This window comes from Mesorhizobium sp. LSHC420B00, from assembly GCF_000503055.1.
Lineage (GTDB): Bacteria > Pseudomonadota > Alphaproteobacteria > Rhizobiales > Rhizobiaceae > Mesorhizobium.
Genome location: NZ_AYVY01000014.1, coordinates 39,849 through 62,100, shown reverse-complemented (window position 1 = coordinate 62,100; position 22,252 = coordinate 39,849). Strand labels below are relative to the sequence as shown.

Below are 22,252 nucleotides of genomic sequence, written 5' to 3'. Positions count from 1 at the left end.
CTGTCACTCCTCGATCGGTTCGGGCGGGTGCGCATCACGGCCCTTGCCGAAGGTATAGCCGGTTTCCACCGCCCTGCGGCCGAACTTGCCGCGCAGCGTGTCGATGGCGCCTTCGGCCATGGCGCGCTTGCGTGACTTGACGTCGACCAGGTCGGGCGGGTCCGCCCGGTCATCGTCGGAGAGATCGCTGACGCCAATGCCGAGCAGCCGGTATTTCGTGCCATCCGCTTCCTTGCGTAGCAGCTCGAGCCCGGTCTGAAAGATGCGGTCGGCCAGCCGGGTCGGATCGCCGAGCTGGCGATTGCGCGTGCGGATCTTGAAATCCTGGGTCTTCAGCTTGAGGACGACGGTGCGTCCGGCAATGCCGGATTTTTTCAGCCGGGCCGAGACTTTCTCCGCCAGCGCCCTCAGCACCGAAACCAGTTCCTCGACGGAGGCGATGTCGGTGTCGAAAGTGGTTTCCGCCGAGACGCTTTTCGCGTCCTGGTCGGGAACGACGCGGCGGTCGTCCTCGCCGCGCGAAAGCCGGTAGAGCCGGTCGCCCATGACGCCATAGCGGCGCATCAGGTCGCCGCGTTCCATGCGCTGCAGCTGGCCGATGGTGCGGATGCCGTCGCGCTCGAGCGTGGCGGCAAAGGCCTTGCCGACGCCCCAGATCAGCGTCACCGGCTGCTCGGCCAGGAAGCCGATAGCCTCGGCCTCGCCGATCACCGAAAAGCCGCGCGGCTTGCGGAAGTCCGAGGCCACCTTGGCCAGGAACTTGCAATAGGACAGGCCTGCCGAAACGGTGATGCCGATCTCCTTTTCGACGCTGAGAGCGAAGCGCGCCAGCACCACCGCAGGCGGCAGGCCATGCAGGCGCTCGGTGCCGGCGAGGTCGAGGAAGGCCTCATCGATCGAGAGCGGCTCGACCAGCGGCGTCAGCGCCTGCATCATGGCGCGCACCTCGCGGCCGACGCGGACGTATTTTTCCATGTCCGGCGGGAGGACCACCGCGTCCGGGCAGGCTTCGAGCGCCTTGAACATCGGCATTGCCGAGCGCACGCCATGGATGCGGGCGATATAGCAGGCGGTGGAGACGACGCCGCGCTTGCCGCCGCCGATGATCAACGGCCGGTCCTTCAATGCCGGGTTGTCGCGCTTTTCGACCGCCGCGTAGAACGCGTCGCAATCGATATGGGCAAGGCGCAGCCGGTAAAGCTCGGGATGGCGCGCAAGCCGCGGACTGCCGCAGCGCTCGCAACGGCGTGCCTCGCTGCGCTGAAAATTCAGGCAGTCGCGGCAAAAACCGTGTTCGGGATTGTTGACAGGGGCCGCCATCGCTGCGAACATAAAGAGAACAAATGCAATGGTACGTCAGGACGGACGCCACGACAAGGCGGTGGGCCGGGAGAGAACTCATGAATACGACCATAGCGCCGCTAGTGCCCGAGCTTTGGGCGGATTTCGAAGATCTTTTCGGTAAGCAAGGCGCCTGCTACGGCTGCTGGTGCACACATTTCCGGCTGTCGCCGGCAGCGCGCCGCGCGAGCGACCGGGAGCGCAACAAGGATCATATCAAGGCCCGGATCGAGGCCGGGCCGCCGCCCGGCCTGCTGGCCTTCGAGGGTGGTCAGGCGGTCGGCTGGATGCAGATCGGCCCGCGCGCCGACGTGCCCGAATGGAACAACCAGGGCAGGGGGTCGGCGCCGCTCGACCCCGCCGATGCCACCGATCCCGGCGTCTGGGCGATCTCCTGCTTTTTCATCCGCGCCAGGGCACGCGGCAGGGGCCTGTCGCACCGCCTGGTCACAGGCGGCATCGACTTCGCACGGGAAAATGGTGCCCGGCTGATCGAGGCCTGCCCGATCGATCTATCGAAGGATTCGCGCTCGATCGGGCTGTTCGTCGGCTCGTCGCGGGTCTTCGAAAAGGCCGGGTTCCAGCGATTGGTCGAGCGCAAGCCGGGCCGGCCGCTGGTGCGGCTGGTGCTTTAGGCAATGCCGCGGGCGACATCGATCCGTCCGGCTCGCCTTGCGGTTGTGATGGTAATTCCCTACCAGTGATAGAAACGGTTTGACGGCCGCGAATAAGTGAGGATCGACATGAAGCGCGTTTTGCCACTTGTTTTACTGCTTGCCTGCAGCGGACCGGCCTTCGGCCAAGCGGTCGACAGGCAAGGGGCGAAGCAGCTTTCCGACGATCTGGCGCGCTATATCGGAAAGAAGCTGTTCGATATCGGGTTCGTGAAAATTTCAGTCGACGGCGATGCCTACAAGCTCGCATTCGACTTCAAGCCAGTCACGGATTTGATGGCAAAGCCGCAAGCCTTCAAGTTCGACATCACGCCTTACTTCATCTTGGTCAAGCCGCGCAAAGATGGACACTGGGACGTTTCGGCGGACGTGTCCCCGAAGGGGTCTATCGATTTCGTTGGCCCTGAGGGGGCGCAGCACATCGACTTCTCCGTGTCGGACAACAAGTTCACCGGAGTTTATGACCCCGACCTGGCCGCTTTCGCGAGCGCAACCGGTTCGATGGCTGGCATGACGATGACCACCCGAGAGCCCAAGCAGCAGGCGGATGTCACGGTCGGTCCTGGCACTGCCGTAATAGTTTCGACCAAATCCGCAAACGGCGGCGTCGATTTCACGGTGACGGAAAAAATAACGAACTTCGCCGAAACGATCAAAGTCAACGATCCCAAAAGTGGGTTGAGTTTTCCGGCTGCTGTAAAAGCGCCTGAACTTTCTGTGGATGCGGCCGGCAAGGGTTTGCGGACAAAGCCGCTGCTCGACCTGCTTGCTTTCATCGTGGCGACTGATGATGCAGCCAAATTCAAGGCGGATGGGGCGGAGTTCAAATCGCTTCTGACGGCAGCACTGCCGTTGTGGGAGCGGATCGACGGCACCTACGGCTTCAAGGACCTTGTGGTGGAGAGTCCGGTCGGCAAGTTCGGTGCGACGCAACTGAATACCGCTGTCGGCATGGACGGCATCGCCAAGGAAGGCAAGATCAACTACGCGTTCAAGGTTTCCGGCCTGACAATACCGCAGCAGGTGCTGCCCAGCTGGAGCGTTGCGTTGCTGCCGACGGATATCGACCTCAACTTCGGCGGCGCCAACATCGATCTGGACAGCATGGCGAAGAAAACCATCGAAACCCTTGATTTCAGCAAGGATCCACCGCTGCCGGCAGATTTCGGCAACCAGATCTCCGCCGATTTCCTGGCCAAGACGCCAAAGGCCATTCTCGGACACAGCACGATCAAGAACGGCAACATCGAGATTGCGATGGAAGGCGAGATGACCTTCCCCGGCAAGAAGCCGCGTGCGGACGTGACAATCGACATCACCGGCTACGACAAGATCGTGGAGACCTTGCAGACGGCGGCGAAGACGGACCCGCAGGCCGCGCAGTATTTTACCGGCGCGCTGGCGATCAAAGGGTTTGGCAAGACGCTGCCGGACGGCCGGCTTGAATGGGTGATCAACACCAAAGCCGACGGTTCGGTGACGGTCAACGGCGCCATGCTGAAGCCGGCCGACCCCGTTGGGACGAACAACAGTGGGGAAGAGGCAACGCCATAAAGCACCAGCAGTGGCCCATCGTCTGCGGAAGGCTCTTCGATCTGCCCGCAGTCTCGGCATCGTGGCTTATGTCGAATGCTCATGATTGTCGTCGCCGAGCGGCAGTGCCCGCAACGCCTTGCCCACTGCGGCCGGCGGCGTGCCGGTTTCCTCCGAAAAACGCATCAGCGTCGGCTCGTGGGCGAGGATGAACTGCAGCACGCCGGCCAGGAAACCCGGCTCGCCGGCCGCCCGGCGGATGGAATGGGCCTCGATGCCGGTGATCGCCAGGAAGCGGGGCAGAAGTTCCGGATCGGCGGCGACGAAGCCCAACGCCTTTACGGCAATGGTTTCGGCTTCCTCGCGCATTGACGCTGCGTTTGCCATCGCTACTTTTCCTTCGTGGGCGGAATCGTTCTGTTTTCGCAGTAGTGGCAAGTGTTGCCGGCAGCAAGCTCGCCGACCTGGAATCCGAACGCTTTTCCGGCGGCCGGTTTCCGTTTCGTCAATCATATTGCCGTATAGTGGGAACAGGTTTGGTGCGTGCCGACAAGGGGCGCATGACGGCACCCTTCGAGTGGAAGGCCAGCCGGGACGGGAAATCGATGCCTAAAAAGGTTATGATCGTCGAGGACAACGAGCTCAACATGAAGCTCTTTCGCGACCTGATCGAAGCGAGCGGCTACGAGACGGTGCGTACACGCAACGGCCTGGAAGCGCTGGATCTGGCGCGGCAGCACAGGCCGGACCTCATCCTGATGGACATCCAGCTGCCCGAAGTGTCCGGCCTCGAGGTGACCAAATGGTTGAAGGAGGACGATGATCTCCACGTCATCCCGGTCATCGCCGTCACCGCCTTCGCGATGAAGGGCGACGAGGAGCGCATTCGCCAGGGCGGCTGCGAGGCATATATTTCCAAGCCGATCTCGGTGCCGCGTTTCATCGAAACTATCAAATCCTACCTGGGCGATGCCTGATGTATCTTTCCAGCCGAGCCGGAGCTTTGTGAAATGACCGCGCGGATCCTCGTCGTCGACGACATCCCAGCAAATGTCAGGCTGCTGGAGGTTCGGCTGCTCGCCGAATATTTCGAGGTTCTGACCGCCACCAACGGGCCGGATGCGATCGAGATCTGCGAGAACGGCAAGGTCGACGTCGTGCTGCTCGACGTGATGATGCCCGATATGGACGGGTTCGAGGTTTGCCGGCGGCTGAAGGGTGACCCGGCGACATCGCACATCCCGGTCGTGATGATCACCGCGCTCGATCAGGTTTCGGACCGGGTGCGAGGCCTCGAGGCCGGCGCCGACGATTTTTTGACCAAGCCGGTCAACGATCTGCAGCTGATGACGCGCGTCAAGAGCCTGGTCAGGCTGAAGTCGCTGACCGACGAGCTGCGGCTGCGTGCCTCGACGACGCGCAATATCGGCATCGAGGAGCTTTTGAGCCGCAACTTCGCGGCCGACGATGCGGTGCCAAAGGTGCTGCTGGTCGACGAGCGCAAATCCTCCTTCGAGCGCATCCAGAAGATGCTGCGCGGCAGTGCCGATCTCGACGTCGCCACCGATCCGCATGCCGGTTTCTTTCAGGCTGCCGAGTTGCCCTACGAATGCGTGATGATTTCGACGGCCTTCGCCGATTTCGACCCGCTGAGGCTCTGCTCGCAATTGCGCTCGCTCGATCGCACCCGTTTCCTGCCAATCATCCTTCTGGCGGACGAGGGCGAGGAGGGGCGCATCATCCGCGGCCTCGAACTCGGCATCAACGACTATCTGATGCGGCCGATCGACCAGCAGGAGCTGACCGCGCGGCTGCGCACGCAGGTGCGCCGCAAGCGCTACAACGACCAGCTTCGCGCCAGCGTCACCCAGACCATCGAGATGGCGGTGACCGATGCCCTGACCGGCCTGCACAACCGCCGCTATCTCGACAGCCATCTGCAGACGCTGTTCGACCGCGCCGTGGCACGGCGCCGGCCGCTGTCGGTGATGATCACCGATCTGGACCGCTTCAAGACCATCAACGATACGCATGGCCATGACGGCGGCGACGACGTGCTGCGCGAATTCGCGCGGCGGCTGCGCAAGAATGTGCGCGGCATCGACCTGGCCTGCCGCTTCGGTGGCGAGGAGTTCGTGGTGGTGATGCCGGACACGGACGGCGCGGTAGCCGAAAAGGTAGCCGAGCGCATTCGCGCCGAAATCGCCCAACTGCCGTTTGCCGTTGGCAGCGAGGGCAAAGCGATCGAAGTCACCGTCAGCGTCGGCGTGTCGTCGGTGCTGAAAGGGGTGGATACGGTCGCTGCGCTGATGAAACGCGCCGACCTCGCGCTCTACGAGGCCAAGAGCGGCGGCCGCAATCGCGTCGTCGCCAAGGCGGCATAGCCCGGACACCAATTAGCCAGTCAACGCGACAAGGTTACGAATTTACCTTAATCCAAGCGATTTGCGAGGCTTGGTTAAGAAACTGTTGATTTTCATAAGTTGGTGCGCAAATGTGCAGCCCTTAGACGTAACCGGCACGAGGCTAGATCGCCGGTTCGACCCGAAGAATACCCCATGATGCTCAGGTCCGCCGCATCTCCTGGGTCCGTGGGGTCGGCCGGCCGGCGCTGGCACATAGTGGCCTCCTCGTACCGCTGCCAAACGCCGGCCGGCCCCCAATTTCAAAACACATCAGGACTCTGTGTCAGCATCCAGAAAATGCTGGCTTTTTGCCGTGACAGGTAGGCCGCCTTTTGATCAGCACGCTGGGGGCGGTACGCATGTGCCTGCAGCCGATTGACAGAGCCTGTCTTCTATGCAGAAATTGGTTGGACCATTGAGCCATTTTTGGTGACCCGTTGGCATGACCGAATTCGGCCTTTCGCCCATACAGGCAACTGCTCGCGACGACGCGGTGCTCAAGGCCCTGGCCGGCTTTGTGATGCGGGAAGCCCTCGGGCCCGGCCAGAGACTGCCGACCGAACGCATCCTTGCCGAGCGCCTCAAGGTGAGCCGCAACACCGTGCGCGAGGCGCTGACGCGCTGGGAAGGGCTCGGCCTGGTCGAGCGGCGGCAAGGCAGCGGCACTTATCTCAAGGGAGTGGTGTCGCTGGACATGCTGCACATGCCGCTGACGCTGGCCGGCGGCAATGATTTCACCAGCCTGATGCAGACGCTGGAAATCCGCCGCGCGCTGGAGGCGGAAGCAGCCGCCCTTTGCGCCGTTCGCGCCGGCCAGGCAAATCTCGTCGAGATCGGGCGCAAGCTCGACATTATGGAGCAGGCCTTCCACACGCGCGCCGGCATGTCGGCGGAGGAGGACTGGGAATTCCACCAGTCGATCTACCGCGCTTCCGGCAATCCGCTGTTCGAGCAGATCATCGCCGCCATGCACGAGCTGTTCCACCGTTTCTGGGAACATCCGCTCGGCGTGCGCGACTTCGGCCACGCCAGCTTTCCTTACCACCGCACCATCTACGAACGCATCGCCGCGCACGATCCGGAGGGAGCCCGGGCCGAGGCGCTGAAGCTGATCGCCACCGTCGAGGACGATCTGAAACGCGGTGCGGCCAAACTCAAACTCTCAGGCCAGAAATGAACGACCATCCCGCCGGTTTCGAAAACGACTATCTCGCCGAGGCTGCGACGCTTCTCGCCCATGACGAGCCTTTTCCCGGCGGTGCGGTGGTGCCGCCGATCTACCAGACTTCGCTCTTCACCTTCGCCAATTATGCCGAGATGGCCGACACATTCGCCGGCAGGCGACGCCAGCCGATCTATTCGCGTGGCGACAACCCGACGGTCATGGAGTTCGAGGCGCGTGTCGCGGCTCTCGAAGGCGCGGAAGCCGCGCGCGGCTTTTCCAGCGGCATGGCGGCGATCAGCGCCACGGTGCTTGCTTTCGTCGGTGCCGGCGAGCGCATGGTTGTCGTGCGCAATTGCTACGGCGATGCCTACCGGCTGTTCGAACGGCTGTTGCCTCGGCTCAACATCAAGGTCGACTATGTCGACGGTTCCGATCCGGACGCGGTCGCCGCAGCACTTCCCGGCGCCAAGCTGCTCTACCTGGAAAGCCCGACGTCGATGATGTTCGAGCTCCAGGACATAACGCATCTGGCACGGCTGGCCAAAGAGCAGGGCATCGTCACCTCGATCGACAATTCCTGGGCGACGCCGGTGTTCCAGAAGCCGATTTCACACGGTGTCGACCTGGTGCTGCATTCTGCCTCGAAATATCTCGGCGGCCACAGCGACACAGTCGCCGGCGTGGTGGCCGGTTCGGCTGCCCATATCCGACACATCAACGAGCAGACCTATTCCTATCTCGGCGGCAAGCTTTCGCCTTTCGAGGCCTGGCTGTTGCTGCGCGGGCTGCGCACATTGCCGCTGCGGTTGCCGCACCACATGAAGAGCGGGCTGACCATCGCCGAGCGGTTGAAGGCGCATGGCCATGTCGAGCGGGTCAACCACCCGGCCTATTCCAACCATCCAGGCAAGGCGACGCTTGCCGGCTATGCCGGGCTGTTCTCATTCGAAGTGACGGAAGACGTCGACATCCCGGCTTTCGTCGATGCGCTGAAACTCTTTCGCATCGGCGTCAGCTGGGGCGGCCATGAGAGCCTGGTCGTTCCGGCAAAGGCCTCGCTCGAGCAGACGCCGGGCCTGAATTCGATGGCGCGCTTCGGCGTCAGCCCGCGAACCATCCGCTTCAGTGTCGGATTGGAAAGTGTCGAAGACCTGTGGGCGGATGTCGCCCAGGCCTTCGACAGAGCAAAAAGATAAAAGGAGCCGTTCAAAATGGGAGTGCTGAACATGAAAAAACTGAGCATCCTTCTTGGTGCCGTCGCGGGTCTCGCGATTTCCGCCGGCAGCGTGCTGGCCGATTCCACCATCAAGATGGTCGAGGTCATTACCAGCCCGCCGCGTACCGAATTCCTCAAGAAGCAAATCGCCGAGTTCGAGACGGCCAATCCGGGCGTCAAGGTCGAGCTCGTGTCGCTGCCTTGGGGCCAGGCGTTCGAGAAGTTCCTCACCATGGTGCAGGCCGGCGACACGCCCGACATCGTCGAGATGCCGGAACGCTGGATGGGCCTCTACGCGACCAACGGCCAGCTCGAGGACCTCGGGCCATACATGGCCAAATGGGACGATGCCAAAACGCTGGGCGAGCGCGCCAAGCAGTTCGGCTCGACGGTCGACAACAAGCAGTACATGATCCCTTACGGCTATTACCTGAACGCGCTGTTCTGGAACAAGAAGCTGTTCAAGGAGGCCGGCCTGGACGGTCCGCCGTCGACGCTCGACGAATTCGTCGAGGACTCCAAGAAGATCTCGGCGATACCGGGCAAATACGGCTACTGCCTGCGCGGTGGCCCGGGCGCCTTCAACGGCATGCACATGTTCATGAACATTGCCGCTGGTAAGGGCGGCTATTTCAACGAGGACGGCACCTCGACCATCAACGAGGAAGGCTCGGTCAAGGGCCTGCAGATGCTCGCCGACATGTACAAGAATGGCCTGGCGCCGAAAGATGCGGTGAGCTGGGGTTTTAACGAGACCGTCACCGGCTTCTATAGTGGCACCTGCGCCATGCTGAACCAGGATCCCGACGCGCTGCTCGGCATCGCCGACAAGATGAGCGCCGACGACTTCGCCGTGGCGCCGATGCCGGTCGGGCCGAGCGGCAAATCCTATCCGACGCTCGGTTATGCCGGCTGGGCGATGTTCGCCAATTCCCAGCACAAGGACGATGCCTGGAAGCTGATGGCGACGCTGTTGTCGCCCAAGGACAATCTGGAATGGGCAAAGGAAGTCGGCGTCATTCCGATCCACAACGGCGCCGACCAGGACGCTCACTTCAGGACCGAGCAGTTCAAGGGCTGGTTCGAAGAACTGAACAACGGCGACAAATACGAGATGGTGACGCCGCCGACGCATCTGGAAAACCTCGGCAATTTCGTCGACCAGGTGGCGATCAAGAATTTTCAGGAAGTGCTGCTTGGCCAGAAGGCGGCCAAGGACGTGGCCGACGAATGGGCCAAGTTCCTGACCAAGGAACAGCAGGACTGGCTGGCCAAGAACAAGAAATAGCTTTTCTTCCTTCTCCCCGTTCACGGGGAGAAGGTGTCACAAAGTGACGGATGAGGGGCGGCGCCAACCCGTCGTGGCTCGTGCTGGCTCTCATCTGCCTGCCCGTCCTCCGCAGCAGCTGCGCTGCAGCTGCGGAGGGTGGACCGGCATCTTTTCCCGTAAACTGGGAGAAGGGCGCTGTCCTCGACGCTGCTTCAGGAGACAATCCAGCACCAATGACCTATGCCGTGTCCGAAATACGATCCGCCGGCAGACCGCGAAAGAAGCGGCTATCCCATGCCGCGATCGAGCCCTGGCTCTATCTCAGCCCGGCTATCGTGCTGCTGGTCGTCGTGCTCCTGGTGCCGCTGGTCATCGGTATCGGCTACTCGTTCCGCAAGTTCTCGGCATTCAAATCCGAATATGTCGGGCTTGGGCAGTATCAGGCGATGCTGTCGGATCCCGTGCTCGCGCAGGCGCTCGTCAACACGCTGTGGTGGACGGCAGCCAGCCTGTTCTTCCAGTTCTTCCTCGGCCTTGGCCTGGCGCTGCTGCTCGACATGCCGTTCCGGGGCAGAAAGATCGTGCAGGCGGTGGTGTTCCTGCCCTGGGCGGTGCCGTCCTTCCTGTCAGGCCTGACCTGGGCCTGGCTGTTCAATCCGATCATCGGGCCGCTGCCCCACTGGCTCTATGCATTGGGGCTGAAAGCCGAGCCGACCAACGTGCTCTCCGATCCCTCGACAGCCATGTGGGGGCCGATCGTCGCCAATGTCTGGTTCGGCATTCCCTTTTTTGCCATCACACTTTTGGCGGCGTTGAAGTCGATACCCTCGGAATTGCATGAGGCGGCGGCGATCGACGGCGCCTCGCCGTGGCAGCGCTTCACCAAGGTGACGCTGCCGTTCCTGGCGCCGACCATCGTCATCACCGTCATGCTGCGCACGATATGGATCGCCACCTTCGCCGACCTGATCTTCGTCATGACCGAAGGCGGGCCTGCCGGTTCGACCGCCACAGTGCCGGTCTATATCTACGTCAGCGCGTTCAAGTCGCTGGACAAGGGCTATGCCTCCGCAGTGGCGGTGCTGCTGCTTGTGCTGCTCATCGTCTATGCGATTGCACTGATCGGCATACGCCGCTCGCTGGTGAGGCACGTCTGATGATTGCAGGACGCTCCGTCTCCTCGCGCGTTCTCGGCGGCATCGGCCTCTACGGCGCCATCGGCGCCTATATGGCCTTCGCGCTGTTCCCGATCTTCTGGACGTTGAAGATCTCGGTCACGCCGGAGCGGCTGCTCTACTCCGAAGGCATCACTTTCTGGCCGTCGCAAACGACGCTGCAGAACTTCGTCACCGTGCTCGAAGCCACCGATTTCCCGCGCTACTTCCTGAACAGCGTTATCGTTTCGGTGTCGACGGCGGCCTTCGTAACGGTCATTGCCACGCTGGCCGGCTACGCCATGTCGCGATTTTCCTTCCGCGGCAAGGCGACCCTGGCCATTCTGCTTCTGCTCACCCAGACTTTTCCGCTGGTGATGGTCATTCCGCCGATCTACCGCATCATGGGGCAGATCGGCCTCATCAACAGCTTGACCGGCCTCGTCATCATCTACACCGCCTTCAATACGGCCTTTGCAACCTTCCTGATGCAGTCGTTCTTCGATGGCATTCCGCGAGACCTGGAAGAGGCGGCGATGATCGACGGCTGCACGCGCCTGCAGGCGATGCGCAAGGTGATCGTGCCGCTGACGCTGCCCGGCATGGGCGCGACGCTCGGCTTCGTCTTTACCGCCGCCTGGAGTGAGTTGCTGTTTGCGCTGATGCTGATTTCCAGCGACGACCAGAAGACCTTCGCGGTCGGCCTGCTCACCTATATCGGCAAATTCGCGGTCGACTGGGGACAGATGATGGCCGCTTCCATCCTGGCGCTGATCCCGGTCTGCATGTTCTTTGCCTTCCTGCAACGCTACCTCGTCACCGGCCTTACCGCTGGTGCCGTCAAGGGATAGATCGATGGCCTCCGTCACTCTCGACAAAGTCCGCAAAGACTATGGAGCCGTGCGCGTCCTGCACGCGGTCGATCTCGAAATCGCCGACGGCGAGTTCGTCGTCCTGGTTGGGCCATCCGGCTGCGGGAAATCGACCCTGCTGCGCATGATCGCCGGGCTGGAGGAGGTCTCCGACGGCGAAATCCATATTGGCGAGCGCCTGGTCAACGACATCGCGCCAAAGGACCGCGACATTGCCATGGTATTCCAGTCCTACGCGCTCTATCCGCATATGGACGTGTCGAAGAACATGGGTTTCAGCCTGATGCTGAGGAAGGCCGGCAAGCCGGCGATCGATGCAAGGGTGGACGGTGCCGCCAAGCGGCTCGGGCTCGATGCGCTTCTGCAACGCTTGCCGCGGCAATTGTCCGGCGGCCAGCGTCAGCGCGTCGCCATGGGCCGGGCCATCGTCCGCGACCCGAAAGTCTTTCTCTTCGACGAGCCGCTTTCGAACCTCGATGCCAAGCTGCGCGTCCATATGCGTGCCGAGATCAAGGCGCTGCACCAGCAATTGAAGACCACTTCGGTCTATGTCACCCATGACCAGATCGAAGCAATGACAATGGCCGACCGTATCGTCGTCATGCATGACGGCCTCGTCCAGCAAGTCGGTGCGCCGCTCGATCTGTATGACCGGCCGGTCAACATGTTCGTCGCCGGGTTCATCGGCTCGCCCGGCATGAATTTCCTGCCTGCCGTGGTTGAAAAGACCGCCAAGTCGGATGCCGGACTGGCCGACGGCCAGAAGCTGCGGCTGCCGGACGGGTTGCCGCTCAGGGATGGCGATGCGATCACCGTCGGCTTACGGCCGGAGCATATCCGGCTTGCCGACAATGGCGCGCTGAAAGGCGAGGTGGGCGTAGTGGAGCCGCTCGGCCTGTCGACTCAATTCTACACCAAGCTTGCCGGCCAGCAGGTGTGCGTCTTCGCCATGGGTCGGGCCAGTGTGAAACCGGGTGAGGCCGTGCGCCTGTCGGCCGACCCGGCGTCGCTGCATCTGTTCGATCCGGCAAGCGGTGATCGCATCGGCTAGTCCTGCATCCCCGAAACGAAAAACGCCGCCCGGAAGGCGGCGTTTCGGTACTGCGAGAGAAAACCGGATTACTTGATCTTGGTTTCCTTGAACTCGACGTGCTTCTTGGCGACCGGGTCGTATTTGCGGAACGACAGCTTGTCCGTCTTGGTGCGGCTGTTCTTGCTGGTCACGTAGAAGAAACCGGTGTCGGCGGTCGACAGAAGCTTGATCTTGATGTTTGCGGCTTTGGCCATGATGTTCGTCCGTTAATGTTCGTGGAGTTTTGGCCGCTGGAGCACGGGGAAACACCCGGACGCGGGAAACTTGCCGCGACACATAAAGAACGCGCCCGGAAAGTCAACCCTTGTCCAGGTTCAAGCGTCTTCCGTGACTGGCAGCGCCTTCTTCCAGTCTCCAGTCGTGTTCCACCAGCGGTTCGGGTTGGCGCGGTCGTCGAGACCCTTGGAGCGGCTGGCAAGCAGCGGCTGAATGCGGATCACCGGCTCCTGATAACTGTGAACCTGGTAAATCGCTTCGACGACGCGAGCGGCGAGCTTCTGGTCGTCGGGCAGTTCGAACGACACCTCGACAGTGCCCGGCCGCCTGCGCAATTCCGTCTCGGCGCCGGCGGCGGCACCTTCAAGCGGCCGGTAGCGTTCGATGCCGTCCGCTGACTGAAAGGCATTGCTGTCATATTTGCCCATTCTGAGCGGCGCGATCGCGACCACCGCCTCCATGATGCGGTCGACATCGGCGGCCGGTGCCTGAAAGGTCACCAGCAGCAGCAATTCCATCCGCAGCGATTTCGTCTCAAAGCCACTGTCGATCATCCGAGGTCTCCCTGCTTATGCACTTTGAGGGAGCATATACGCGAGCGCTCCTGACATGGTGGTGTCAGTAGTTAGTCAGCAGTGGGAGCAATGTCGGCAGCGGGCCCACTCAGAGGATTTTGCGGAGCAGCCTGGTGCCAACCAGCACGATATAGCAGGCGAAGAACAGGCCGAGCGCCCAACCGAAGCCCGACGGCCCGAAAGCATCCATGCCGATGCCGATTGCCTGCGGGCCAAGCACCATGCCGACACCGTAGCAAAGCACGAAGGCGGCGTTGGCGGAGGCCAGTTCGTGGCCGGAAAGCTGGGAACCGAGATGCGCCAGACCGATCGTGTACATGGCGGCGACCACGCCGCCCCAGACGAACAGAAGCGCTGCCATCAAGTGCCAATTCTGCGCGAAGAACGGCATAAAGACGGTGCCGACAAGCCCGACCGTGGCACAGGCCATCAGCAGATAGCGGCGGTCGCTGACGCGGTCGCTGATCATGCCGATCGGGATCTGCAACAGCACGTTGCCGAGCCCGATCATAGTGAGCAAAAGAGCTGCGTCGGCCTCGGAGTAGCCGATGCGGTTGCCGTAGACCGGGAACAGCGCAAAGCCGCCGGTCTCGACCGCACCGAACACCAGCACGGCCGCGGTCGCCGTCGGCACCAGCCAGATATAACGCAGGAAATTGCTGGTTTCGCCGTCGGCGACGATCGTCGGGCTCTCGTTGCGTGCTGCCAGAACCGGTATGGCAGCGAGCGTCACCAAAGCGATGGTGACGCCGAAGGGCAGGAAGCCGCTGCTGCCGAGATGAGCGAACAGCCATGGCCCGGCGGCAAAGCCGAGAGACAGCACGGTGGCATAGATGCCGAGGACCAGTCCGCGCCGGTGTGGCGGCGCCGAGGTGCTGATCCAGAATTCTGAGAGGATGAACAGCACCGTCAGCGCGACGTGCAGCAGGACGCGCAGCGGAAACCACATCCAGAAAGCTGGCGCGAAATGGAAACCGACAAAGGCCAGCGCCCCGGCGACGATCATGGCAAGCATCGTCCAGGCGACCCCGAACCGCATGGCAAGCGGGGTGGCGAGCGGCGCGCCGGCGATCGAGGCGAGGCCGGCGACCGCGGTATTGAGACCGATCATCGACGCCGAATGACCACGCGTTTCCAGGATGACGCTGAGCAGCGGCATGCCGAGGCCGATGGCGATGCCGACGACGCTGATCGAAGAGATCGCCGCGACCATCGGCAGCCAGTGTACGCGTTCCTCGCTCTGCGGCTGGGTATCGACTGTCATGGAATGCCTGGCTGCTCTAGAGAATTTCGCGGACGAAGCGATTGCGGACAAGCCGATAGAACGGCACGGGACCGCCGGGCCTCAGCAGCGGATCCTGGGCGAGCCGCGTTTCCAGCTCCTCCAGGACCGTGCGCGTGATGTCTGGAACGTCGGCTTGACTGGCCTTGGCCAGCGGCAGCCAAACGACGTCTTCCAACTCGTTGGTCGGACCGCCACCCGGCAGTTCCACGGCGACGTCGTCGCGCCATGCGGCGAGAAAGCGCGTATCGAAGCGGCGCACCCGGTTGGGCGGCGTGATGGCGCGTGCGACGAAGCGCAGCGCTTGCAGTGATGGAATAACACTGTGTTCGACAAAGCCCTGCCAGTCGCGCTTGGCGGTCGCGAAGGCGCCTTTTTGGCCAATCAGCAGCCCGGCCTCCTCATAGGTTTCGCGGATCGCCGACAAAGCAATGGCACGGGCGCGGGCAGCGCTGGTGCGGCCGATGCCCGCGGTCAATCTCGCTTCTTCGTCAGGGTGCAATGCAGTGGCTACGGGGATACGGCTGTCGGCCGGATCGGTGCGGCCACCGGGAAACACGAATTTTCCAGGCATGAAGGCGTGGCGGGCATGGCGACGGCCCATCAGCACCAGCAACTCACCGTCCTTGCGGTCGAGCAGGATCAGCGTCGCGGCGTCACGGGGGCGTATTGGCTGGCTGTCGAGCGCGATTGCGCTTCGCTCAACCTTGTCGACTTCCGCCTTGGTCATGCCGTCCATGCGCTCGACCTAGCGGAATCTTCTCTCATGCGAAAGTGGGCTTCATCCATAGCCGATTGCGCCAGTGATGGCTTCAAGCCTCGGGATGCGACTCGATCAGGTCTTCTTCGCCACCAAAGCCGTGCATATAAAATGCCCATTGCAGGCCGATGACAGCGCCCTTGACCGGCTGCAGCAGGACGACGGCTAGAATGATGGTCAATGGCACCCAGATTGCGATGTGCTGCCAGGTGGAGAGGGTCGAGGTCGCCTCGACACCCATGAAAGCGCCGAGCACGATGTGGCCGACGATGACCACCACAAGATAGGCCGGCAGATCGTCGGCGCGATGGTGATGGAGCTCGTCGTCGCAATGATCGCATTTGTCGACGGTCTTGACGAAGGCGCGAAACAGCTTTCCCTCGCCGCAATGCGGGCAGCGGCCAAGCATGCCGCGCTTCATTGCCGTCCATAGCGGCCGGGCGGTCCGGCCGGAGTGATGCTCGCCGCCGAAAACCAGTTCTTCCACCTGCAGTTCTTTTGGCATCACCGTCTCCTGCCGCGCGAGCCGGTACGCGATTGCGACGCCCGGGCGCGGCCTTTGGCCTTGTGGAACGACCGTTTGGAGCCGGGCAGCGGCTTTGGTTCGGTCAGCATCTCGAAACGCATCGCGCCGGCCATCGGCGCCACCTCGATCAGGCGAACCTCGACGCGGTCGGCAAGCTGATAGCCCTTGCCGGTGCGTTCTCCGAAAAGCGATCGGGCAGTTTCGTCGTATATATAGTAGTCGCCGCCCAGCGTTGAAACCGGAATGAAGCCATCCGCGCCGTACTGCGGCAATTGGACAAACAGTCCCGATTTGGTGACGCCCGAGATGCGGGCGTCGAAACGGTCGTCGATGCGCTCGGCGAGATAGGCGGCGATCAGCCGGTCGACCGTGTCTCTCTCGGCGGCCATCGCGCGGCGCTCGGTCGCCGAGATCAGTGCTGAGACCTCTTCCAGCCGTTCCGCCTCGTCCTGCGTCAGGCCGCCCGGACCAAGGCCGAGTGCGGCAATCAGCCCACGATGCACGATCAGGTCGGCATACCGGCGGATCGGCGAGGTGAAATGCGCGTAGCGCTTCAGGTTGAGGCCGAAATGGCCGATATTGGCAGGCGAATATTCGGCCTGGCTCTGCGAGCGCAGCACCACTTCGTTGACCAGTCCCTCATTATCGGCGCCGCGCACGCGAGCGAGGATGCCGTTGAACTGGTTCGGCCGCATCTGCGCACCGCGCGCCAGCGACAGGCCGAGCGTCTGCAGGAATTCGCGCAGCGATTCCTGCTTGGCGAGCGAGGGCGCATCGTGGATGCGGTAGACCAGCGCCTGCCGCTTCGCCTCCAGCGTCTCGGCGGCGGCGACATTGGCCTGGATCATGAACTCTTCGATCAGCTTGTGCGCGTCGAGCCGCTCCGGCACGACGACCTTGTCGACGGTGCCGTCCTGCTTGAGCAGGATCTTGCGCTCCGGCAGATCGAGCTCGAGCGGCTGGCGCGTGTCGCGGCCGCGCTTCAGGATCGCGTAAGCGTCCCATAGCGGCCTCAGCACCGCATCGAGGATCGGGCCAGTCGTGTCGTCCGGTGCGCCGTCGATCGCCGCTTGCGCCTGCTGATACGCGAGTTTCGCCGCCGACTTCATCATGATGCGATGGAAGGAGTGCCTGAGTTTGTGGCCATCAGCCGAGAAAGTCATGCGCACCGCTATCGCCGGACGATCCTGGGCCTCGCGCAGCGAACAGAGGTCGTTCGAGATGCGCTCCGGCAGCATCGGCACGACACGATCGGGGAAATAGACCGAATTGCCGCGCTTCAGCGCTTCGCGGTCGAGCGCCGTGCCATAGCGCACATAGGCGGCGACATCGGCAATGGCGACGGTGACGATCACGCCGCCGGCGTTCGTCTCGTCGGTGTCGGGCATGGCGAACACCGCGTCGTCATGATCCTTGGCGTCGGCCGGATCGATGGTGAGCAGCGGCAGCTCGCGCCAATCCTCGCGGCCGGCAAGCGTCGCCGGCTTGACCGCCTCTGCCTCGGCGATGACGTCGGCGGGCAAAATATGCGGAATGTCGTGCGCGTGGATGGCGATCATCGAGACCGCCTTTTCGCTGGTCAAGGAGCCCAATACCGCCAGCACCTTGGCTCTCGGCAGCCCGTAACGGGAGGCCCGCGCCGGCTCGACCTCGACCAGGTCGCCATTCTTGGCGCCGTTCTGGAATTCCTTGTCGACGACCAGCTCCGGCTGGCGCCTTTCCACCGGCTCGATGCGGAACGTGCCGTCCTTCAGCACACGGAAAACGCCGAGAACCGCATCGGTGCGCTTCTCGAAGATCTTCATCACCCGGCCCGTATAGGCCGGGCCTGCCGGATCGTCGGTTGGAAAGGTCTTGGCCAAAACCCGGTCGCCGATGCCAGGCGTCGGGCCATTGCCGCCGCGCGACACGCGGATCGCTATGACCGGAGGTTCGCCATTGCCGATCGCTTCGGTCGGATGCGCCAGCAGCACGCCGTCGGCGTCGCGGCTAAAGATGTCGAGCACCGCGACGTGGGGCAGGGCCCCGACGCGGGCAAGCCGCTTGCGCTCCTTGGTCAGCAGGCCTTCGTCCTGCAAATCGCGCAACATGTCCTTCAGCCAGATACGGTCTTCGCCGCGCAGCGCGAACGCCTTGGCGATGTCGCGTTTTCCGGCGCGGTCCGGATTTTCTGCGATGTAACGCAGTATCTCGTCACGCGAAGGCCGGTAATTGTCCCTGACCTTGGCACGGGTATCGGCGGTGCGCAGATCGCCGTGGCTTCTTCCGGAGACTTTGCGCGCCAACCCGTCCTATCCCTTTTTCCTGGCCGCCGGTTTTTTGGCCGCTGCCGCTTTCTTCACAGGCGCGGCCGCTTTGCGGAACGGCTTTCTGCCGCCATTGCCGCCCTTGGCTTCCTTTTCCGCAATCAGCGCCACCGCATCCTCGACCGTCACCGATTGCGGATCCTTGCCCTTCGGCAGCGTCGCGTTGACCTTGCCGAAATTCACATAAGGCCCGTATTTGCCGTCACGCACGACGATCTTGCCGCCGCCGGCAGGATGCTCGCCAAGCTCCTTCAGAGCAGCGGGCGTGCCCCCATTGCGGCCGCCCTTGCCTTTCAATTGCTTCTCGGCGATCACCGAGACGGCGCGATTGAGGCCGATCGAGAACACGTCCTCGATGCTGTCGAGATTGGCGTAGGTGCCGTCATGCAGCACGAACGGCCCGTAGCGCCCCAGCCCGGCCGAAATCATCTTGCCGGATTCCGGATGCTTGCCGACGTCGCGCGGCAGCGACAGCAGGGCGAGCGCCTTTTCGTGATCGATCGAATCGACAGTCCAGCCCTTGGGCAGGCTGGAGCGCTTGGCATCCTTGCCGTCGCCGCGCTGGATATAGGGGCCGAACCGGCCATTGCGCAGCGTGATCTCCTCGGCGGTATAGGGATCCTTGCCGAGCACCTTGGTGCCGTCTTCGCCGCTGCCGTTCTCGCCATTGGGATTGGCTGCGTCGCCGAGCTGGCGGGTGAAGGAGCATTCGGGATAGTTCGAGCAGCCGACGAAGGCGCCGAATTTGCCGAGCTTGAGCGACAGGTTGCCGGTGCCGCATTTCGGACATATGCGGGGGTTGGAGCCATCCTCGCGCGTGGGAAACACCAGCGGCGCCAGTTCCTCGTTCAACGCATCGAGGACGTCGGTGACGCGCAACTCCTTGATGTCGGCGACGGCGCCGGAAAAATCCTTCCAGAAATCGCGCAGCACATCCTTCCAGGCTAGCTTGCCGTCGGAGATTTCGTCGAGTTTCTCCTCGAGCGAAGCGGTGAAGTCGTACTCGACATAACGCTCGAAGAAGCTTTCGAGGAAAGCCGACAATAGCCGGCCCTTGGCCTGCGGCACCAGCTTGCGCTTGTCGATGGTGACGTAATCGCGATCCTCGAGCGTCTTCAGGATCGCCGTATAGGTCGACGGCCGGCCAATGCCCAGTTCTTCCAGCTTCTTGATCAGCGACGCCTCGGAATAGCGCGGCGGAGGCTCAGTGGTGCGCTGGGTGGCGTTGATCGACTCGCGGGTGAGCTGCTCGCCGGCGCGGATCTCGGGCAGGCGGCGGCTTTCCTCGTCTTCCGAATCTTCTTCCTTCTGCTCGATGTAAGCGGCTAGGAAGCCGTCGAAGCGAATGACCGAGCCGACAGCACGAAGCTCGGCGGTACGCGAACCGTTGATCGCCTCAATCTCGACCGTGGTGCGCTCGATCTCGGCCGGCTGCATCTGGCTGGCGATGGCGCGTTTCCAGATCATCTCGTAAAGCCGCGCCTGGTCGGCGTCGAGATACTGCCTGACGGAAGCCGGCGTGCGCATGAAATCGGTCGGACGGATCGCTTCGTGCGCCTCCTGGGCATTCTTGGCCTTGGCGGAATAGACGCGCGGCTTTTCAGGCAGGTATTTAGGGCCGAATTCCTTGGCAATCGCATCGCGTGCGGCAGAGATCGCCTCCGGCGCCATCTGCACGCCGTCGGTTCGCATATAGGTGATCAGGCCGGTGGTCTCGCCGCCGATCTCCATGCCCTCATAAAGCCGCTGCGCCACCTGCATGGTGCGGTTGGCCGAAAAGCCGAGACCCGATGAGGCTGCCTGCTGCAGCGTCGAGGTGGTGAAGGGCGGGCCGGGATTGCGCCTGGTCGGCTTGGCTTCGACCGACACTGCCTTGAAGCTGGCGCCTTCGAGCATCGCTTTGATGTCGTCGGCCTGCGCCTTGTTGGAAATGTCGAGCTTTTGCAGCTTCTTGCGCTCGAAGGCGGTCAGCCGCGCCTCGAAATTTTCCTTGCGCGGCGTGCCGAGGATGGCGGCGACCTGCCAGTATTCCTCGCGAATGAAGCGCTCGATCTCGGATTCGCGGTCGCAGACCAGACGCAGTGCCACCGACTGGACGCGGCCGGCCGAGCGGGCGCCGGGCAGCTTGCGCCACAGCACCGGCGACAGCGTGAAGCCGACCAGATAGTCGAGCGCGCGGCGGGCGAGATAGGCATCGACCAGCGGCGCATCGATCTGGCGCGGATTGGCCATCGCCTCCAGCACCGACGCCTTGGTGATGGCATTGAAGACGACGCGGCTGACCGGCTTGTCCTTCAACGCGCGCTTCTGTTTCAGCACTTCCAGGACATGCCAGGAGATCGCTTCGCCCTCACGGTCCGGATCGGTGGCGAGGATCAGCCCGTCGGCGTCCTTGACTGCCTTGGCGATATCGGCGAGACGCTTTCCAGACGCGGTGTCGACGGCCCAGGACATGGCAAAGTCCTCATCCGGGCGCACCGAGCCATCCTTGGCCGGTAGATCGCGGACATGGCCGAACGAGGCCAGAACCTTGTAGTTCTTGCCCAGGTACTTGTTAATTGTCTTCGCCTTGGCCGGCGATTCGACGACGACGACGTCCATACGGTCTCATATCAGTTGTGATGCGGCAGAAGAATTCCGCTGCGCGCGACGAAATCTCATTCAATGTGTCGCTCACATGGCCGCGCTTTTGCATCCGGTCAAGGCCAAGCAGTCAAAATGCGGCCCTGCACCGAATGCGCAACCCAACGGCGCGCCTTGCGATTTCCGCAATCCTGGACAAGGGAAATGGGCAGCCTATCGCTGGACAAACCCGGCAATTGATCCTGGAGAACGGGACAAACTCTCCCGCGGATATAAGAGAAACATCGAGCACGCGCCAGCCCTGCTTGAACAGACGCTGTGAACTGCGCGCGCGGAACAACGCGCTTCGTTTGATCAACGCTGCCTGGCGGCCCTTTCTTCCCGGGCTGTTTTCCATAGATCCAGGCGAGGGCGACGACTTGCTGGGGCCACGCGATGGTGATTGGCGGATGGCCGTTGTCGCGGCTATATGGCTGCGCAGTCATCGGGAGACGGAAATGGCATTGGACGTCGGCTATGTCAGCGCGATCGGGGCGGGAGCGATTTCGTTCCTGTCACCTTGCGTGCTGCCGTTGGTACCGCCCTATCTGTGCTACATGGCCGGCGTGTCGGTCGACGATTTCCGCGGCGAAGCCGGCATTGCGGCAAAGGCTGGCGCGCGAGGCGCGCTGGTTAATTCCTCCATCGCCTTCGTGCTCGGCTTCTCGACCGTCTTCGTCGCGCTGGGCGCCGGCGCCTCCACTATCGGCCATCTGCTACGGGTCTGGCAGGAGCCGCTGGCAATGGCGGCCGGAGTGCTGATCATCCTGATGGGGCTGAATTTCCTCGGCGTATTGCGCATCCCTTTGCTTTCACGCGAGGCGCGCTTCCAGTCACAAGGCAAGCCGGCCAGCCTGATCGCCGCTTACGTCATGGGCTTGGCCTTTGCCTTTGGCTGGACGCCCTGCATCGGCCCGGTGCTGGGGCCGATCCTGACGCTTGCCGGCGGCCGCGAGACGGTGGGCGAGGGCGCGCTGCTGCTTGCCGCCTACTCGCTCGGCCTCGGCATACCGTTCCTGGTCGCGGCGCTGTTTTCCGGCGCCTTCATGCGCTTTCTCGGGAAATTCCGCGTCCATCTCGGCCGCGTCGAAAAAGCCATTGGCGCGCTGCTGGTCGTGGCCGGCGTGTTTTTCCTGACCGGCGGCGTGCAGGCGGCGTCCTATTGGTTGCTCGAGAATTTTCCGGTGCTGGGGCAATTGGGATAGGTTTGCCGCCCGGCCGAGGCGCGAGGCCGTAACTGCG

The 22,252-nt window shown here is 62.8% G+C and carries 21 protein-coding genes; 12 read left to right on the top strand and 9 right to left on the bottom strand.

The genetic code is table 11. From position 1 onward, the window contains the following. Window positions 1-3: 3 nt before the first annotated feature. Window positions 4-1,332, bottom strand: a complete 1,329-nt coding sequence (locus X760_RS59340) for a DNA polymerase IV (RefSeq protein WP_023720118.1) — start codon at window positions 1,330-1,332, stop codon at window positions 4-6. Between the two features lie 68 nt (window positions 1,333-1,400). Between X760_RS59340 and X760_RS59335 the strand changes: the two genes are divergently transcribed. Together X760_RS59335 and X760_RS59330 are read left to right on the top strand one after the other, a co-directional pair. Then, window positions 1,401-1,976, top strand: a complete 576-nt coding sequence (locus X760_RS59335) for a GNAT family N-acetyltransferase (protein ID WP_023720117.1) — start codon at window positions 1,401-1,403, stop codon at window positions 1,974-1,976. Between the two features lie 108 nt (window positions 1,977-2,084). Beyond that, window positions 2,085-3,569, top strand: coding sequence for a hypothetical protein (locus X760_RS59330; protein WP_023720116.1), 1,485 nt, complete (start codon window positions 2,085-2,087; stop codon window positions 3,567-3,569). 66 nt (window positions 3,570-3,635) lie between these two features. Here X760_RS59330 and X760_RS59325 read toward each other — a convergent pair whose 3' ends face one another. After that, the gene (locus tag X760_RS59325) at window positions 3,636-3,935 is read right to left on the bottom strand and encodes a DUF3572 domain-containing protein (RefSeq protein WP_023720115.1); all 300 of its coding nucleotides are present in this window, start codon (window positions 3,933-3,935) and stop codon (window positions 3,636-3,638) included. Window positions 3,936-4,108: 173 nt separating this feature from the next. Between X760_RS59325 and X760_RS59320 the strand changes: the two genes are divergently transcribed. From X760_RS59320 to ugpC, 8 genes are all read left to right on the top strand, one after another. Beyond that, window positions 4,109-4,525 carry a response regulator gene (locus tag X760_RS59320; RefSeq protein ID WP_348625950.1) on the top strand — a complete coding sequence of 139 codons (417 nt, stop codon included), beginning with the start codon at window positions 4,109-4,111 and terminating at the stop codon, window positions 4,523-4,525. Window positions 4,526-4,558: 33 nt separating this feature from the next. Further along, window positions 4,559-5,932: a PleD family two-component system response regulator gene (locus X760_RS59315; RefSeq protein ID WP_023720114.1), complete on the top strand. Its 1,374-nt coding sequence runs from the start codon at window positions 4,559-4,561 to the stop codon at window positions 5,930-5,932. 463 nt (window positions 5,933-6,395) lie between these two features. After that, a complete protein-coding gene (locus tag X760_RS59310; RefSeq protein WP_023720113.1) occupies window positions 6,396-7,130 on the top strand; it encodes a FadR/GntR family transcriptional regulator in 735 nt (244 codons plus the stop codon). Further along, window positions 7,127-8,314: a PLP-dependent transferase gene (locus X760_RS59305; RefSeq protein WP_023720112.1), complete on the top strand. Its 1,188-nt coding sequence runs from the start codon at window positions 7,127-7,129 to the stop codon at window positions 8,312-8,314. The genes X760_RS59310 and X760_RS59305 overlap by 4 nt, the downstream gene beginning before the upstream one ends. 30 nt (window positions 8,315-8,344) lie before the next feature. Further along, window positions 8,345-9,622, top strand: a complete 1,278-nt coding sequence (locus tag X760_RS59300; RefSeq protein ID WP_023720111.1) for a sugar ABC transporter substrate-binding protein — start codon at window positions 8,345-8,347, stop codon at window positions 9,620-9,622. A 215-nt stretch (window positions 9,623-9,837) separates the two neighbouring features. Then, the gene (locus X760_RS59295; RefSeq protein ID WP_023720110.1) at window positions 9,838-10,761 is read left to right on the top strand and encodes a sugar ABC transporter permease; all 924 of its coding nucleotides are present in this window, start codon (window positions 9,838-9,840) and stop codon (window positions 10,759-10,761) included. Continuing rightward, window positions 10,761-11,609, top strand: coding sequence for a carbohydrate ABC transporter permease (locus X760_RS59290; protein WP_023720109.1), 849 nt, complete (start codon window positions 10,761-10,763; stop codon window positions 11,607-11,609). The genes X760_RS59295 and X760_RS59290 overlap by 1 nt, the downstream gene beginning before the upstream one ends. Window positions 11,610-11,613: 4 nt before the next feature. Next, complete coding sequence (gene ugpC / locus X760_RS59285) at window positions 11,614-12,681, top strand: sn-glycerol-3-phosphate ABC transporter ATP-binding protein UgpC (RefSeq protein ID WP_023720108.1); 1,068 nt, start codon at window positions 11,614-11,616, stop codon at window positions 12,679-12,681. Window positions 12,682-12,749: 68 nt separating this feature from the next. On the opposite strand, the gene rpmG is transcribed toward ugpC, so the two are convergent. From rpmG to topA, 7 genes are all read right to left on the bottom strand, one after another. Continuing rightward, window positions 12,750-12,917: a 50S ribosomal protein L33 gene (gene rpmG, locus X760_RS59280; RefSeq protein WP_006201775.1), complete on the bottom strand. Its 168-nt coding sequence runs from the start codon at window positions 12,915-12,917 to the stop codon at window positions 12,750-12,752. Window positions 12,918-13,037: 120 nt separating this feature from the next. Then, the gene (locus X760_RS59275) at window positions 13,038-13,493 is read right to left on the bottom strand and encodes a hypothetical protein (RefSeq protein ID WP_023720107.1); all 456 of its coding nucleotides are present in this window, start codon (window positions 13,491-13,493) and stop codon (window positions 13,038-13,040) included. 109 nt (window positions 13,494-13,602) lie between these two features. Next, window positions 13,603-14,778: an MFS transporter gene (locus X760_RS59270; RefSeq protein ID WP_023720106.1), complete on the bottom strand. Its 1,176-nt coding sequence runs from the start codon at window positions 14,776-14,778 to the stop codon at window positions 13,603-13,605. A gap of 16 nt (window positions 14,779-14,794) precedes the next feature. Then, entirely contained in the window at window positions 14,795-15,535 is a 741-nt protein-coding gene (locus X760_RS59265; RefSeq protein WP_023720105.1) for an NUDIX domain-containing protein, read from the bottom strand. Between the two features lie 73 nt (window positions 15,536-15,608). Next, window positions 15,609-16,061, bottom strand: a complete 453-nt coding sequence (locus tag X760_RS59260; protein ID WP_031194322.1) for a DUF983 domain-containing protein — start codon at window positions 16,059-16,061, stop codon at window positions 15,609-15,611. After that, a complete protein-coding gene (gene rnr, locus X760_RS59255; protein WP_245278628.1) occupies window positions 16,061-18,331 on the bottom strand; it encodes a ribonuclease R in 2,271 nt (756 codons plus the stop codon). The genes X760_RS59260 and rnr overlap by 1 nt, the downstream gene beginning before the upstream one ends. Before the next feature lie 42 nt (window positions 18,332-18,373). Continuing rightward, on the bottom strand, window positions 18,374-20,989 hold the full coding sequence (gene topA, locus X760_RS59250; RefSeq protein WP_023720102.1) for a type I DNA topoisomerase: 2,616 nt from the start codon (window positions 20,987-20,989) through the stop codon (window positions 18,374-18,376). Between the two features lie 76 nt (window positions 20,990-21,065). Between topA and X760_RS76420 the strand changes: the two genes are divergently transcribed. Further along, a complete protein-coding gene (locus tag X760_RS76420; RefSeq protein ID WP_023720101.1) occupies window positions 21,066-21,293 on the top strand; it encodes a hypothetical protein in 228 nt (75 codons plus the stop codon). A 175-nt stretch (window positions 21,294-21,468) separates the two neighbouring features. Then, window positions 21,469-22,215: a cytochrome c biogenesis CcdA family protein gene (locus X760_RS59245; protein ID WP_023720100.1), complete on the top strand. Its 747-nt coding sequence runs from the start codon at window positions 21,469-21,471 to the stop codon at window positions 22,213-22,215. Window positions 22,216-22,252: the final 37 nt, after the last annotated feature.